Origin of the sequence: Streptomyces sp. NPDC091682, from assembly GCF_044756625.1 — a bacterium.
Classification (GTDB): Bacteria; Actinomycetota; Actinomycetes; order Streptomycetales; family Streptomycetaceae; genus Streptomyces.
The window spans coordinates 287,845-303,060 of sequence record NZ_JBIVTH010000010.1; the positions used below are offsets into that span (position 1 = coordinate 287,845).

The following is a 15,216-nucleotide window of genomic DNA, read 5'->3' on the forward strand; positions in this document are numbered from 1 at the left end:
GCCTCACCTGTCCCCGTCGAGGGTGTACGTGCGGTCGCCCGGGGCGGGCGCCGAGTCGGTGCCGGGGGCCACCAGGGCCAGGCGTACGTGCTCCGCGAAGGACTCGGCGTACGCCACGCGCTGGGTGTCCTTGGTGCTGAGGGCGAAGGTGATCGGGACGGCCTCGGCGGGGCCCTTGCGGTCGCTGTCCTTGTCCAGGGCGGTGAGCTTGCCGACGCCCAGGACCCGGGCGTTGGCGACGATGATCACCGAGCGCGAGGGGTCGCCGTCCTTGGCGCCCTTGAAGGTGGCGAGGATGTTCACCTTGGCGCCGGAGGTGATCTTGCCGGCCACGCCCGTGGCCGCGTCGATCATGATGGCGATCTCCTGCTCACCGGGCTGCAGCTGCGGCCGGTCGACGAACATGTCCGCCTGGAGCAGCGAGCCCTTCTTGAGCGTGGTGAGTGCGATCTTGTCCTTGAGCGCGCCGAGGTCGGTGACCGCGGTGCCGGAGAGCCACCGCTCGGGGATCCTGACCTCCTCGAACTGCCCGGCCGCCAGGGGGCTGTACGGGGCTATGTCACCCTTGGCCCGGTACGCGACGACCTCGGCGCCGACCTTGGAGTTGACGTCGCCGATCACGACGAGGACTCCGGCGAAGGCCCCGAGCGCGCACAGGACCGACAGGAGCAGCAGGATGACGCCGCGGCGCTGGCGTGAGTTCATGGGCCTTACCTACCTCGCCGTTCTTCATTCATTCGTGCGTTCGAGTGATCAGGGTCTGGAACGGGCGGTGTTCGCGGGCGGCGGTGGTGCGGTGAGCGGTGCCGCGCAGAAGCCGCAGCGGTCGCCGATGAGTTCGAGGCCGCACCAGCGGCACTCCTCCCGGCGGACCGAGGCGACGAGCTGGTAGAGCACGGTCAGGTCCGGGATTCCGGCGGCGAACTCGACGAGCTTCGGCGTACCCCACCAGCCGGGGGACGCGGCGGGCAGCGGGTTCTCCAGGACGCCCTGGACCTGCCAGGCGGGGGCCAGTTCGGCCGTGACCCAGTCGGAGGCGAGCTGGCCGCGGGCGAAGGTGAGGTGCGTGGCGAACTCGGGGCCGGCCGGCAGCGTCGCGCCGCGGGGGCCGTGGGCGCCGCCCTGGGATCCGCCGCCCCCGGCCAGCTTCGCGAGGTGCGGTTTCGGGTGGGCCAGGACGGCGAACTGCGCGCTCGGCGACCAGGACCTGGCGTGCGCCCCGAGCCCCACCGGGACCCGTACCCGGTCGAGTTTGGCGACCGAGCCCAGCAGGGCGCCCGCGTAGATGTAGTGGGACAGCAGCCGGGCGGCGGAGGCGATGATTCCGGGGCTGAAGTCGCAGACGCTGAGCTGGCGCAGCTGACGTACCAGCAGGGCCGTTCCCAGCGGCGGCAGATCGATGCCGAGGAGCGCGATCCGGTCGGTTTCCAGGATGGCGCGCACGGTGTGCAGGCGCTGGACGGTGGAGCGCGGGAGCCACGGCGGTACGAGGGCCACGAGGTGGCCGTGCCGCTCCAGAAGGGCGCCCGTCTCGGCGAGCGCGGACTCCAGGTCGAGCTGCTCGGGCGGGTGCAGTAACGCGGCTCCGGGCGTGTGCCGGTCAGGGGCCGGAAGTACCAGATCGGCGCTGGTGACAGCGATGGCGGTCGGCACGCGCATTCCCCCGTTCCCCCACGTACACCCCGTACGCCCGTACGTCGCGGGCACGTCACGTGCCCGACGCGCGCTCCACACGGACTCGACCCGGACCTGACGCGGACCTGACGCGGACCTGACGCGGATTCGACACGGACTTCTGGCGTCCACGTCCGCACCGCACGACCGCATTCGATCGACCCGCTCCCCCTTGCCCGAGCACCATATCCGCGTCACCCCTGGCAGGGCAGGGCCTTGAAGATTCCCGTGCAACCAACACGCGTCACGGGGGTCGGAAACCCGGACAACAGGGATCGCATAGCGGGCCATTTCAAGCCACATCGCGAAGACCCTTGACAGCGGGATTGGTCTGGACCAACTTGTCAGCCAACGCCTTGAGTCGGACCCACCCCACTCGGTCCGCCTCCGTCCACACCCCGCTTCCTCCCCCCACCGGAGCCCACGTGAACCGCATACGCTCCCTCGCCCTGCCCATCGCCGTCACCCTGACCGCGGGCGCCCTGTCCGCCCTCGCCGCCGGCACCGCACAGGCCGCCGACGTGAACGTCGCCCGCAACGGCGGCTTCGAATCGGGTCTCGCCAACTGGTCCTGCACCGGCGGAACCGGCACTTCCGTCTCCTCGCCCGTCTACGCCGGATCCGGGGCCTTGAAGGCCACCCCGGCGGGATCGGACAACGCCCGCTGCAGCCAGACCGTCACGGTCAAGCCGAACTCGACGTACACGCTGAGCACGCAGGTCCAGGGCAGCTACGTCTACCTCGGTGCGACCGGGACCGGCACCCAGGACGTCTCCACCTGGACGCCCGGGTCGGGCGCCGGCTGGCAGAAGCTCTCCACCACCTTCACCACCGGTCCCAACACCACCCAGGTCACCGTCTACACGCACGGCTGGTACGGCCAGCCGGCCTACGTCGTGGACGAGTTCAGCGTCTTCGGCCCGGACGGCGGGGGCGGCACCGACCCCGGCCCGTCGGTCCCCGGGGCCCCGGCCGGAACGGCCGTTTCCGGTCAGAGCGCGAACGCCCTCACCCTTTCGTGGAACGCGGTCAGCTCGGCAACCGGCTACTACGTGTATCAGGACGGCGTCCGCGTCAAGACCGTGACCGGCGGCGCCGCCTCCACCCAGATCACCGGGCTCGCGGCCTCGACCTCGTACTCCTTCCAGGTGAGCGCGTACAACGCGGCGGGCGAAGGCCCGAAGTCCGCCCCGGTGACCGGCACCACCACCGGCACCGGCCCGGGTCCGGGCCCGGGTCCCGCCGTCCCCAAGCACGCCCTGACCGGCTACTGGCAGAACTTCAACAACGGCGCGACCGTCCAGAAGATCTCCGACGTGTCGGCGCAGTACGACATCATCGCCGTCTCCTTCGCGGACGCCACCACCACGCCCGGCGCCATCACCTTCAACCTCGACTCGGCCGGCCTCGGCGGCTACACCGTCGCCCAGTTCAAGGCCGACATCGCCGCGAAGAAGGCGGCCGGCAAGTCGGTCGTCCTCTCCATCGGGGGCGAGAAGGGGACCATCACCGTCAACGACTCGACCTCCGCGAACAACCTCGCGAACTCCGCGTACGCCCTGATGCAGGAGTACGGGTTCACCGGCATCGACATCGACCTCGAGAACGGCCTGAACCCCACCTACATGACGCAGGCCCTGCGTTCGTTGTCGTCCAAGGCCGGCTCCTCGCTCGTCATCACCATGGCCCCGCAGACGATCGACATGCAGTCCACGCAGGGCGGCTACTTCAAGACGGCGCTGAACATCAAGGACATCCTCACCGTCGTCAACATGCAGTACTACAACAGCGGCTCGATGAACGGCTGCGACGGCAAGGTCTACTCCCAGGGCTCGGTGGACTTCCTCACCGCGCTCGCCTGCATCCAGCTGGAGGGCGGCCTCGACCCCTCGCAGGTGGGCATCGGCGTCCCGGCCTCGCCCAGCGGCGCGGGCAGCGGCTACGTGTCCCCGACGATCGTCAACAACGCCCTGGACTGCTTGACCCGGGGAACGAACTGCGGCTCCTTCAAGCCGTCGAAGACCTACCCGGGTCTGCGCGGCGCGATGACCTGGTCGACCAACTGGGACGCCAAGGCGGGTAGTGCTTGGTCGAACTCGGTGGGTCCGAAGGTCCACGGGCTCCCGTAGGCGGTACTGGTGGGGGTGGCCGGATCGGTACGGCCTGCGCAGGGTGTTCTTGACCGGGACATGCCACGAGAGCACGCTGTGCGCGTCCGCACGGCTATCCCCACACTCCCGACCCAGGAGAACGCATGCGGCTCCATACCCGCCGGAGGGCCGCCGTCACGGCGGCCCTGCTGGCGCTCGCGCTGGGCGCACCCGCCTACGGCATGAGCGCGACGGCCTCACCTCCGCCCACCCCTTCGACCGCCACTCAGGACGAGGCGATCGTCCAGTACCGGATCCACGGCCCCTCCACCGCAGCCGACCGAACCGCCCTGCTCCGTACGGGCGTCTCGATCGACGAGGTGGACGACCACACCGTCGTGGTCAGCGCCGACACCATGCAGGCCAAGAAGCTCAAGGAGCTCGGCTACCGGCTGACGGCCCTGCCCGGACCCCCGGACCGCTCGCTGCCCGGCATCGCGGCGAGCCCGATGGACTTCCCCTCGGCGGACTCGAAGTACCACAACTACGCCGAGGCGACGGCGGAGATCAACCAGCTCGTCGCGCAGTACCCGGCGATCGCGAGCAAGCAGGTGATCGGGAAGTCGTACCAGGGCCGGGACATGTTCGCCATCAAGATCAGCGACAACGTCGCGACGGACGAGTCCGAGCCCGAGGTGCTCTTCACCGCCCACCAGCACGCGCGCGAGCACCTGACCGTCGAGATGGCCCTGTACCTGCTCAAGGAGTTCACCTCAAAGTACGGGAGCGACTCCCGGGTCACGGGCGCCGTCAACGGCCGCGAGATCTGGATCGTCCCGGACCTCAACCCGGACGGCGGCGAGTACGACATCGCCACCGGCTCCTACCGCTCCTGGCGCAAGAACCGGCAGCCGAACTCCGGCTCCTCCTACGTCGGCACGGACGAGAACCGCAACTGGAACTACAAGTGGGGCTGCTGCGGCGGTTCCAGCAGCAGCAAGAGCTCCGAGACCTACCGGGGAGCCGCCGCCGAGTCGGCGCCCGAGGTGAAGGTCGTCGCGGACTTCGTCCGCAGCCGGGTGATCGGCGGCAAGCAGCAGATCAAGGCCGCCATCGACTTCCACACCTACAGCGAGCTCGTCCTGTGGCCCTTCGGCTACACCTACAACGACACCGCCCCGGGCCTGACCGCCGACGACCTCGCCGTCTACAAGAAGATCGGCACGAGCATGGCGGCGAGCAACGGCTACACGCCGGAGCAGTCGAGCGACCTGTACATCACGGACGGGACGATCGACGACTGGCTGTGGGGCAACCAGAAGATCTTCTCCTACACCTTCGAGATGTACCCGGAGAGCGGTGGCGGCGGCTTCTACCCGCCGGACGAGGTCATCGACCGCGAGACCGCGCGCAACAAGGACGCGGTGCTCCAGCTGCTGGAGAACGCGGACTGCATGTACCGCTCGATCGGCAAGGAAGCCCAGTACTGCGCGGCGCCGTGACCGGCTGACCGTGTGAAAGGGGGCGCCCCACCGCCAGGGGGGCGCCCCGCACACGTGTCCGGCGGCGGACCGGACTCAGCCCAGCACGGCGAGGGCGTCGATCTCGATGAGCAGCCCGGCCGGCAGGCCCACGTACACGGTGGTACGGGCGGCGGGGGCCTCCTTCAGGCCCTGCTCTTCGAAGTAGGCGTCGTAGAGGGCGTTCATCTCGGCGAAGTGGCCGGTGTCGGTGAGGTAGACGCGGATCATCATCACGTCGTCCCAGCCCGCACCACCGGCCTCCAGGACGGAGCGAACGTTCTCCAGGGTCTGGAGGGTCTGCTCGCGCAGGGCCGGACCGGCGGGCGTGGGCGGCTGCCCCTCCACGTGCGGGAGGAAGCCGACCTGACCGGCGACCTGGAGGATGTTCCCCTTCCGCACGCCGTGCGAGAACCTCGCGGGCGGGGTGGTGTGGGTACCGGGCGTGATGGCGACCTTCTCGTCCACGTTCTTCTCGCTCACGTGCTCTCCTGTGCTCCTGAGTAGTCCTGACTGATGGCTTCGGCGGTGCACAGCACCTGCGGCAGCAGTTCGAGCAGCCCCTCGGCGGGGATGACCACACCGGGCGCGGAGACCGACAGCGCCGCGACGACCCGTCCGTCCGGCCCGTGCACGGGTGCCCCGAGGCAGTTGATCGACTCCTCGTGCCCACCGAAATCGGTGGCCCAGCCCTGCTGGCGCACGAGGTCCAGTTCGCGCAGGAAGGCCGCCGCGTCCGGGGTGGAGCGGGCGGTGTAGCGGGGGTACTCGATCCGGCCGACGAGGGCCCGGAGCTCGGCCTCGGGCAGGTCGGCGAGGAGCAGCTTGGCCACGGCGGCGACCGTGAGGGGCACGGGCCTGCCGATGCGGGAGTACATGCGGACCGGGTAACGGCTGTCGACCTTGTCGACGTACACGACCTCGTCGTCCTGGTGGAGGGCGAGGTGAACGGTGTGCCCGGTGGTCCGGTTCAGCTCGACCAGGTGGGGGTGCGCGATCTCCCGGACGTCCAGGTTCTCGATGGCCTCGGCGGCGAGCGCGAAGAGCTGCGCGCCGAGCCGGTAGCGACCGTCGGGCCGGCGGTAGACGAAGCCGCGTTCGTTCAGGGTGCGCAGCAGGCGCAGCGCGGTGCTCTTGTGCACGCCGAGCTCGTCCGCGACCTCTCCGAGGCCCGCGGGGCCCTTCGCGAGCAGCGGCAGCACCGCGAGCGCCCGTTCCACGGACTGGCTCATCCCTCGTCCTCTCAAACGGTCACTGCAACACCGGCTCCGCCGGCCCCGGGGCTCCGCACGTTGACCCGTCGTCACCCGGGATGTTAGACAGCGTGCAGCGGTATACGCAACGACCGTTGCATCACACGCAACCCCCGGGAGGCACCCCGCATGGCCAGCGACAGCGACCCCGTCAAGGACCTCGCCGACGAACCGGTCGACCACCGGTTCAAGGGCCTCCCCCCGGACGCCGAGGCGCACGGCCTCACCGTCGGCCGGCTCGCCGCCGAGCGCCGCGACCTGTACACCGGCGGCTTCACCACCCCCGTCCTGACCCTCGACGCGGACGCGCTGGAGCACAACCTCGCCGCGCTCGGCACCTACGCCGCCCGTCACGACCTGGCCTTCGCCCCGCACGGCAAGACCCCCATGGCCCCGCAGCTCTTCCGCCGCCAGCTGGAGCACGGCGCGTGGGGCATCACCGTCGCCATGCCCCACCAGGCCCGCGTCTGCCGCGCCTTCGGCATCCGGACGATCTTCCTGGCCAACGAGCTGGTCGATGCTCCCGCCCTCCGATGGGTCGCCGACGAGCTCGCCGCCGACCCCGACTTCCGGTTCGTCTGCTACGTCGACTCCGTCCGCGGGGTCGAGCTGATGGACGCCGCCCTCCACGGCCACGGCGCCACCCTCGACGTCGTCCTCGAACTCGGCGCCGGCGCCGAGGGGCGCACGGGGCTCCGTACCGACGCCGAATGCCAGGCCGTCGCCGAGGCCGTCGCCGCGTCCCCCGCCCTGCGCCTGGCAGGTGTGGCCGGCTACGAGGCCACCATGCCCGGCGCCGACGCCGACAGCGTCCGCGCCTGGCTGCGCCGTCTCACCGCGCTCGCCGCCGATCTCGACAAGCAGGGCCTGTTCACCGGCACCGGCCTGGACGAGGTCATCGTCAGCGCCGGCGGCAGCGAATGGTTCGACGCCGTCGCCGAGGTCTTCGCCGAGGTCCCGGAGCTGTCGCTGCCCGTCCTTCCGCTGCTGCGCTCCGGTGCGTACGTCTCCCACGACCACGGCTGGTACTCGGGCTTGACCCCCTTCAACCGCGTTCCCGAGGAGGGCGGCCTGCTCCCCGCCTTCCGGCTGTGGACCCAGGTGGTCTCCCGCCCCACGCCCGGCCAGGCCTTCGTCAACGCCGGCAAGCGGGACATCGCCTACGACCTCGGCCTGCCCGAAGTGCTCGCCGTGCGCAGCGCCCGCGACGGCGTCGAGCGCGCCGCGACCGGAATCCGGGTGACCAAGCTGTCCGACCAGCACGCCTGGGTCGAGACGGACGCCGACGCCACCCCGCTGGAGGTCGGCGACTGGGTCTCCCTCGGCATGGCCCACCCCTGCACCATCTTCGAGAAGTGGCCGCTGATCCCGGTCGTGCAGGCCGACGGCGCCGTCACCGACTACGTCCGCACCTTCTTCTAGGCTCCGGCCGGTGGACCTGGTCATCCGGGGGGCCCGCGTCGTCGACGGCACGGGCGGGCCCTCGTACACCGCCGACGTCGGCGTCCACGAGGGCCGGATCGCCGAGATCGGCAGGCTTCCGGGCGGCGGGCGCCGGACCCTCGACGCCCGCGGTCTCGCCCTCGCCCCGGGCTTCGTCGACATGCACGCCCACAGCGACCTGGCGCTGCTGCGCGACCCGGACCACAGCGCGAAGGCCGCCCAGGGCGTGACGCTCGAAGTCCTCGGCCAGGACGGCCTGTCGTACGCGCCCGTCGACGACCGCACCCTCGGCGAGGTGCGGGCCGCCGTCGCCGGCTGGAACGGATCCGGCGACGACGTCGACTTCGACTGGCGCACGGTCGGGGGGTACCTCGACCGGCTGGACCGGGCCCACGGCGGCCGTGGCGTGGCCGTCAACGCCGCCTACCTGGTCCCCCAGGGCACGGTCCGTGCGTACGCCCTCGGCTGGGACGACCGGTCGGCGACCGCGGCCGAGCTGGACCGGATGCGCCAGCTCGTCGCCGAAGGCCTCGCCCAGGGCGCCGTCGGCCTGTCCTCCGGCCTCACCTACACCCCCGGCATGTACGCCACCGGGGCCGAACTGACGGCGCTGTGCCGGGTCGTGGCCCGCTACGGCGGCTACTACTGCCCGCACCACCGCAGTTACGGCCGCGATGCGCTGGCCGCCTACGCCGAGATGGTCTCGCTCGCCCGGGACGCCGGCTGCGCCCTGCACCTCGCGCACGCCACCATGAACTTCGGGGAGAACCGGGGCCGGGCCGGCGAGCTGCTCGCCCTGCTCGACGCGGCCCTGGACGGGGGCGCCGACATCACCCTCGACAGCTACCCGTACACCCCGGGCTGCACCACCCTGGTCGCGCTCCTGCCCAGTTGGGCGAACGAGGGCGGCCCGGAGGCGGTCCTGGCCCGGCTGCGCGACGACACCCAGGCCGAGCGGATCCGACGTGCGCTGGAGGTCGAGGGCTCCGACGGCTGCCACGGGGTCCCCGTCGACTGGTCGACGGTCGAGGTCTCCGGCACCGCCGACCCCGCATACGGCCCGTACGTGGGCAGGCGCCTGGACGGTTGGGAGACCGCCCGTGCCCTCCTGCTCGGCGACCGGCTCGCGCCGACGGTCCTCCAGCACGTCGGCCACGAGGAGAACGTCCGGGCGATCATGCGTCACCGGGTCCACACCGGCGGCTCCGACGGCATCCTCCAGGGCGCGAAACCGCACCCGCGGGCGTACGGCACCTTCCCGCACTACCTCGGCCGCTACGTCCGCGAACTCGGCCTGCTCTCCCTGGAGGAGTGCGTCGCGCACCTGTCCGGCCGGCCCGCGGCGCGCCTGCGGCTGCCCGACCGGGGCCTGGTCCGCGTGGGGTACCGCGCCGACCTCGTCCTCTTCGACCCGGACACGGTCGCGGCCGGGTCCACGTACGAGCGGCCGCGCGTGCTGCCGACCGGGATCCCGCACGTCCTGATCGACGGGCGTTTCGTGATGCGCGACGGGCGCCGGACGGACGTGCTGGCCGGGCGGGCGGTGCGCCGAACCGGCCGCGATCTTCGGTAAATCAGACATCTACGATGGGCGGCATGGTCGCCTTCGCGCTTGCCGCCGTGCTCTTCCTCGCCTTCTGCATCAGCGTCCGGCGGGACCGGCGCCGTTTCAGCAACGCCGTGCTCCTGGGGCTGACTTTCCTCAGCGCGTTCTCCGCACTGTTCGTCCAGGTCGTCAAGCTGCCCACCTGGGCGGCCGTCGCGGTCCTCGTGCTCGTCTTCGCCTCACCCGTGTTCGCCGCGCTGGGCTTGGGCGTCTTCCTCGTCCGCAACGGCATGGTCATGATCCGCAAGGAGGGCTTCCGGCCGGCCAACCTGCTGTCGATGCTCGCGGGCCTGACGATCTTCGGGCTGATCGCGCTACTGGTCCTCGTCGGCGTGGTCGGCTCGCCCCTCCTCGGGGGCATCGCCGGAACGGTCACCGTGGTCGCCGGCTACGTCTCCTTCGTCTTCTTCTGCTTCCTCGGCTACGCCTTCCTCTACGGCCGGATCAAGGTGCGCGGCAACGTCGACCACGTGGTCATGCTGGGATCGGGCCTGGTCGGCGGCGACCGCGTGCCACCGCTACTGGCCTCCCGCCTGCGCAAGGGGCAGCAGATCTACGAGGCCCAGCTGGCCCGGAGCGGCCGGCCGCCGTTCCTCCTGGTCTCGGGCGGCAAGGGATCGGACGAGAAGGTCTCCGAGGCCCGGGCGATGGCGGACTGGCTGATCGCGCAGGGCGTGCCCGAGCAGCACGTCGTACTGGAGGACCGCTCCACCACGACCGAGGAGAACATGCTCTTCAGCCGGGACGTCATGACGGCGCACGACTCGGCCTACCGGTGCGTGGTGGTCACCAACAACTTCCACGCGTTCCGGGCGGCGATGCTGGCCCGCAAGACCGGTGTCAACGGGCAGGTGCTGGGCTCGCCCACCGCGAAGTACTACTGGCCGAGCGCCACCATCCGCGAGTTCGTCGCGGTCTTCTGGGAGCACCGGGTCGTGAACCTGTCGATCTGCGCCCTGCTCACTGTCCTCGGCGCGCTCGGCACGCTGGCGGCGGTCCTCGTCTGACCCGCCCCCGCGCGCACGCGGTGGTGCCGTGACTCCCCCCTTGGCAGTCACGGCACCGGTTCCGGGCCTCGCGGGCGTCGGTCAGACCCGCTGCCAGAGCGCCGGGACGTTCGGCGGCTCCCAGCCCGGCTGGGCCTGGTGCCCCTGGAGGCAGCGGTAGGTCGAGCCGCCGTGGGTGACGGTGGCGCCGGCCGCGTAGACGGTGCCCGCCTTCCAGCTGCCGCCCGGTTCGGGGTCGCCGGGGCCGGGGCCCGGGCCGGGGTCGCTGCCGCTGACCTTGAGGGTCAGCCCGTACGCGGACAGGATCGGGTTCAGCGGCTGGAAGAAGGTGGTCCCGCCGCTGGAGCAGTTGCCGGAGCCGCCCGAGGTGACGCCCTGGGCCTGGCTCCCGGAAATGTAGGAGCCGCCCGAGTCGCCCGGCTCGGCGCAGACCGTCGTACGGGTCACCCCGGAGATGGTGCCCTCGGGGTAGGTGACGCTGGTGCCGTGCTGCTGGATCGTGCCGCAGTGCCATCCGGTGGTCGATCCGGAACGGCACACCGAGGCCCCGACCGGCTGTAGCACCGAGCCGGTGACCTGGACGTTCGCGCCGCCACTGCCCTTCACGTAGGGGGTCGCGGTCCACTGGGCGTTCGCGGCCACCCAGGCCATGTCGTTGCCGGGGAAGACCGAGGCCTGGAAGGAGCCCTGGGCCACCTGGTTGAAGCCGCTGGTGGTGGTTCCGGCGCGCCCGCAGTGCCCGGCGGTGGCGAAACCGTTCACGGACCCCTTGGTGACGGGGAAGCCGACGGAACAGCGGCCGCTGCCGTTCATGTAGTACGCGTCCCCGCCGCGCAGGTCGTGCAGCGGGCGCGGGGCCACGGCCGTACGGACCACCGTGACGGCGGCCGCGTCGGTTCCGGTGGCGGCCAGCAGCGCGGCCGCCGCCCCCGCCTCGGTCTCCTCGACGACGAGGGTGTTGGAGCGCGGGTCGACGTAGCGGACCGGGGTCGCGGGGCCGGCAGCCAGGTCCAGGGCGGCCCGGTCGGCGTCCAGGTCGGCCAGGGTCCGGGCGACCAGCTTCGCCCGCGCGCCCGTGGCTCGTATCGCGGCGGTGTCGGAGGCCCGGGTGGTGGCCACGGTGAGGGTGCCCGCGTCGGCCCCGTCCACCCAGGCCCCGGCGAAGGCGGCGCCGAGCCGGTCGCGCAGCCGGGCGGCGGTGGCCCCCGCCTCGGCCTCGTGGACGAGTCGGGCCTTGGCCTGCGTGGGGGTCAGGCCGAGGTCGCGCTGCATCGCGGCGAGCAGTTCGGGCGGGGCGTCGGCGGTGCGCAGGGCGGCCGCCGCGGAGGGCGCCGCGGGGGTGGGATCGGCGATGGCGCCGCCGGTCCCGGCCAGCAGCAACCCGGCGGCGGCCAGGGCGGTACACGCCGCGCGGGCGTGTCGCTTGAGCATGGGGGATCTCCTCGGTTTCCGGTGGGGTCTGCGGAAACCGTAGAAATCCGAACCATTGCGTGGGAGCTGCCAGTTGGCCCCTGCCCCGGTGTTATGCCCGGGCCGTACGACGGCCCGCGCGCGGTCGAGGTGCGTTCATGGGGCGGCGGTCGGAGGATGGGGCCAGGGGTAAACCGTAGGAGGTACGCGATGGTCAGTGAACCCGACGAGCAGCCCACGCGGTCGGACCGGCTCTTCACGGGCGGGGAACGGCCGTACGACCCCGAGGACCTCGTGATGGTGACCGGCCACGACCCGACTCCGGAGCGGGTCGAGAAGGCCCGGAAGCTCATGGAGAAGGAGGGCCCGCAGGTCATCGAGCGCTACCTGCCGTAGCCACGGCACGGCGCCCGAGCGCTGCCGCAACCGCCCCCGGCCCCGCCGGGGGCGTCCTCCAGCCCCGCCGGCGATTGAGGCGCGGGGGCCCGGGGCGGAGCCCTGATCTTGAGCCCCGCCGGCGATTGAGGCGCGGGGGCCCGGGGACAGCGCCCCCGCAACGGCGCCGCGCCCGCCCGGTGCCCGGCTAAGCCGCCGGCAAGGCGCCGGCTCCGGCCGACCTGGCCAACGCCTCCGCATGCGCGGCCCGCACGTGCCCCAGCACATCGGCGGCCCGCGCAGCGACCCGCGCGGCAGGATGCCAGCCCAGCAGGTGCCGCCAGATCAGCGGGGTCCCGGCGAGGGGCCGCGTGACCACCCCCGGGGTCACCGGGAACGTGGCCCGGCACAGTCCGACCGCCCGTCCCACCTGCACCAGGTGCACGCAGGAGGCGGTGTCGGTCTCGTAGACGCAGGCGGGCGCAAAGCCGGCCCGCACGCAGGCCGCGGCGAAGCAGTCGCCGAAACACCCGTCGCCGGGGACGTCCGTCCACGCCTCGGCGGCCAGCTCGGCCAGCTCGATCTCGGCACGCGGGGCCCGTGCCAAGGCCAGCGGGTGGTCCTCGGCCAGCATCACGTAGACGGGATCGCGCGCCACCTCCATCCATGCGAGGCGCCCCGGCTCGGGCGGCGCGCTCTCCCCGCAGACCCCGACCATCGCGAAGTCCAGCCGGCCGTCGGCGACGCCGGCCGCGACCTCCTTCTCCGACCAGGAGGTGTACGTCGTCACCGGCACGCCCGGCTCCTCGTGCGCGAGCCGGTCCACGAGCCCGCCGAGCAGCGGTCCGTGCGTGCCGCCGAGCCGGTAGCCGTGCGCCTCCTGGCGGGCGAACCGCTGGGCGTCCTCCTGTAGCTCGCACACGGCGGGCAGCAGCACCCTGGCCCGCTCCAGCACCAGCTCACCGAGGGCGGTGGCCCGTACGCCGTCGCGCCCCCGCAGGAACAGCGTGCCGCCCAGCGCCCGCTCGATGCGCTTGAGCTGGGTACTGAGCGCGGGTTGCGCGAGGCCGAGCGCGGTGGCGGCCCGCGTCAGGCTCCCGGCGTCGGCGACGGCCCGGACGATCTTGAGGTGCCTCAGCTCCAGATCCATACGACGAGCTTGGTCCAGACCTGTGGCCGTGCGCTACGGGTCGGGCGCATCCAGAATCGTTAATGCTCGTTAGCCGCGAGGAGGACACGACCCTAAGGACAGGAAAATGCACGCACTCGACGTCGACTGGGACCACCCCACCGACCCGCGACCCGGCCCACGGCTCGACCACGTCCGCGCCTACGTGAGTACCGCGGGAGCCGACGGGCACCTCTGGCACGGAGTCCGCACCCTCCTGCTGACCACGCTCGACCGCGCCACCGGCCGCGCCGTCCGCACCCCGCTGATCTACGGCGAGGACGCCGGCCGGCACATCGTCCTGGCCTCCGCCAACGGCGCCCCGGACCACCCCCGCTGGTACCTGAACCTCACCGCCCACCCGGAGGTCCGCCTCCAGGTCGGCGCCGCCGCCTTCACGGCCCGGGCGCGCACCGCCACGCCCCAGGAACGCGAGGTGTACTGGGAAATGATGACGGCCCTGTGGCCCCCGTTCGAGGACGACCGCGCCGCGGCCCGACCCCGCGAGATCCCGCTGGTGATCCTGGACCGCGCGGGCTGAGCGCCCCGCCCGCAAGGGTCAGAACGTCGGCGCGGCGACCGCGGTGTACGTGCGCCCGCCCGCGACGAAGTCGCCCAGCGGGACCATGCCGAAGCCGTCGACGTGCACCTTCCAGGACGGCACGTTCCCGGCCTCGATGAAGGCGACCACGGCTTCGGCGCGCTCCGAGGCCGCCGCCAGGGCCATGGTGAACAGCGCCCGGGCCACGCCGCGCCCCCGGTGGGGGGCGGCGACCACGACCGGCCCGTAGAGCAGCCATCGCGCCTCGGCCAGCGGGCGCCCCTGCCACTCCAGGGCCTCCTGGGCCTCGAGCAGACCCGCGACCGGCGGCGACGGGTCGACCAGGGTCGCGGGCGCCGACAGCGCGAGCAGCCCGACGATCCGGCCCCCGTCGTCCGCGACCAGCAACTCCCGCGCACCGGCCATCGCCCGCAGCACGCCGACGTCGAAGCGACCCTGGACGAAACCCTGCTCCGCCCGCTGCCCTTCGGTCAGCGCGTCGTGGTGGTTGGCGGCGAAGAGCTCAGCCATGGCGGGCGCATCGGCCTCAGCGGCGTACCGGTACTCCATCCCACGATCGTGCCACGCCCCCGCGGCCGGACCGCGCTGCCGACACCGGGGCCCGAGGGTGACACCGGGGACAGTGTTGAACACGTTCAATACCTCTGACAGTATTGCTTCCGGTGAACCTGCCGAGCAGCGGGAATGCGGATCCGTCTGCGTCGCGAGGTTGCCACGAGACCGGACGTGGGCACCACATGGACCTGATCCTGATCATCCTCGCCCTGACCATCGCCCTCGTGCTCGCCCTCGTGGGCCTGGCCGTGATCCTCACGGCGAGCGCGGGCCTGGGCCTCGCGACCGCCGCGGTCAGCCGCAAGCTGCCGCTCTGGGCCAGGATCACCCTGCTGCTGGCCCTCGCCGCCGCTCCGGCTGCGGCGCTGGCGAGCACCCTGGACGTCGCGGCCGTCTGGCAGCTGACCGCCTGGGCGCCGCCGTTCCTCACGACGGTCGCCTCAGGAGCCGTCTGGCTCGCCTTCGAAGCCGGCAGGCGCCGCACGCCCAGCCTCCCGAAGCCGGCATGGCCGGTCCGCCACTCACCGGCCGCCGGCCACTGAGGACGCGCGAC

At 72.2% G+C, this 15,216-nt stretch carries 15 protein-coding genes; 8 read left to right on the forward strand and 7 right to left on the reverse strand.

What is annotated here, in order from left to right:
• Positions 1 to 3: 3 nt before the first annotated feature.
• Together cpaB and ACIQK6_RS24410 are read right to left on the reverse strand one after the other, a co-directional pair.
• Entirely contained in the window at positions 4 to 705 is a 702-nt protein-coding gene (cpaB, locus tag ACIQK6_RS24405) for a Flp pilus assembly protein CpaB (RefSeq protein ID WP_402695445.1), read from the reverse strand.
• A gap of 48 nt (positions 706 to 753) precedes the next feature.
• Positions 754 to 1,659: a hypothetical protein gene (locus ACIQK6_RS24410; RefSeq protein WP_402695446.1), complete on the reverse strand. Its 906-nt coding sequence runs from the start codon at positions 1,657 to 1,659 to the stop codon at positions 754 to 756.
• Positions 1,660 to 2,099: 440 nt separating this feature from the next.
• Between ACIQK6_RS24410 and ACIQK6_RS24415 the strand changes: the two genes are divergently transcribed.
• Both ACIQK6_RS24415 and ACIQK6_RS24420 read left to right on the forward strand, forming a co-directional pair.
• The gene (locus ACIQK6_RS24415; protein WP_402695447.1) at positions 2,100 to 3,803 is read left to right on the forward strand and encodes a chitinase; all 1,704 of its coding nucleotides are present in this window, start codon (positions 2,100 to 2,102) and stop codon (positions 3,801 to 3,803) included.
• A 125-nt stretch (positions 3,804 to 3,928) separates the two neighbouring features.
• Complete coding sequence (locus ACIQK6_RS24420) at positions 3,929 to 5,266, forward strand: M14 family metallopeptidase (RefSeq protein ID WP_329099346.1); 1,338 nt, start codon at positions 3,929 to 3,931, stop codon at positions 5,264 to 5,266.
• Between the two features lie 75 nt (positions 5,267 to 5,341).
• On the opposite strand, the gene ACIQK6_RS24425 is transcribed toward ACIQK6_RS24420, so the two are convergent.
• Positions 5,342 to 5,752: a RidA family protein gene (locus ACIQK6_RS24425; protein WP_329107687.1), complete on the reverse strand. Its 411-nt coding sequence runs from the start codon at positions 5,750 to 5,752 to the stop codon at positions 5,342 to 5,344.
• 11 nt (positions 5,753 to 5,763) lie between these two features.
• On the reverse strand, positions 5,764 to 6,516 hold the full coding sequence (locus ACIQK6_RS24430; protein ID WP_329099347.1) for an IclR family transcriptional regulator: 753 nt from the start codon (positions 6,514 to 6,516) through the stop codon (positions 5,764 to 5,766).
• 150 nt (positions 6,517 to 6,666) lie between these two features.
• On the opposite strand from ACIQK6_RS24430, the gene ACIQK6_RS24435 reads away from it, so the two are divergent.
• Genes ACIQK6_RS24435 through ACIQK6_RS24445 form a run of 3 tightly spaced genes read left to right on the forward strand, consistent with a single transcriptional unit; the run spans position 6,667 to position 10,593 of the window.
• Entirely contained in the window at positions 6,667 to 7,959 is a 1,293-nt protein-coding gene (locus tag ACIQK6_RS24435) for an amino acid deaminase (protein WP_329099348.1), read from the forward strand.
• 10 nt (positions 7,960 to 7,969) lie between these two features.
• Positions 7,970 to 9,553, forward strand: coding sequence for an amidohydrolase family protein (locus ACIQK6_RS24440; RefSeq protein ID WP_402695448.1), 1,584 nt, complete (start codon positions 7,970 to 7,972; stop codon positions 9,551 to 9,553).
• Between the two features lie 23 nt (positions 9,554 to 9,576).
• Complete coding sequence (locus ACIQK6_RS24445; protein WP_402695449.1) at positions 9,577 to 10,593, forward strand: YdcF family protein; 1,017 nt, start codon at positions 9,577 to 9,579, stop codon at positions 10,591 to 10,593.
• A gap of 81 nt (positions 10,594 to 10,674) precedes the next feature.
• Here the strand turns inward: ACIQK6_RS24445 and ACIQK6_RS24450 are convergent, their stop codons facing one another.
• A complete protein-coding gene (locus ACIQK6_RS24450) occupies positions 10,675 to 12,024 on the reverse strand; it encodes a carbohydrate-binding protein (protein ID WP_329099351.1) in 1,350 nt (449 codons plus the stop codon).
• Between the two features lie 189 nt (positions 12,025 to 12,213).
• Between ACIQK6_RS24450 and ACIQK6_RS24455 the strand changes: the two genes are divergently transcribed.
• Positions 12,214 to 12,399, forward strand: a complete 186-nt coding sequence (locus ACIQK6_RS24455) for a hypothetical protein (RefSeq protein WP_033218332.1) — start codon at positions 12,214 to 12,216, stop codon at positions 12,397 to 12,399.
• 187 nt (positions 12,400 to 12,586) lie between these two features.
• Here the strand turns inward: ACIQK6_RS24455 and ACIQK6_RS24460 are convergent, their stop codons facing one another.
• Positions 12,587 to 13,528: a LysR family transcriptional regulator gene (locus ACIQK6_RS24460; RefSeq protein WP_329099352.1), complete on the reverse strand. Its 942-nt coding sequence runs from the start codon at positions 13,526 to 13,528 to the stop codon at positions 12,587 to 12,589.
• A 106-nt stretch (positions 13,529 to 13,634) separates the two neighbouring features.
• On the opposite strand from ACIQK6_RS24460, the gene ACIQK6_RS24465 reads away from it, so the two are divergent.
• Positions 13,635 to 14,087, forward strand: coding sequence for a nitroreductase/quinone reductase family protein (locus ACIQK6_RS24465; RefSeq protein WP_402695450.1), 453 nt, complete (start codon positions 13,635 to 13,637; stop codon positions 14,085 to 14,087).
• Between the two features lie 18 nt (positions 14,088 to 14,105).
• On the opposite strand, the gene ACIQK6_RS24470 is transcribed toward ACIQK6_RS24465, so the two are convergent.
• A complete protein-coding gene (locus tag ACIQK6_RS24470; RefSeq protein WP_329099354.1) occupies positions 14,106 to 14,657 on the reverse strand; it encodes a GNAT family N-acetyltransferase in 552 nt (183 codons plus the stop codon).
• A 188-nt stretch (positions 14,658 to 14,845) separates the two neighbouring features.
• Here ACIQK6_RS24470 and ACIQK6_RS24475 point away from each other — a divergent pair, with 188 nt between their 5' ends.
• Positions 14,846 to 15,205 (forward strand): hypothetical protein, encoded by a 360-nt coding sequence (locus tag ACIQK6_RS24475; protein ID WP_402695451.1) that lies wholly within the window; start codon positions 14,846 to 14,848, stop codon positions 15,203 to 15,205.
• The last annotated feature ends 11 nt before the right edge of the window (positions 15,206 to 15,216 follow it).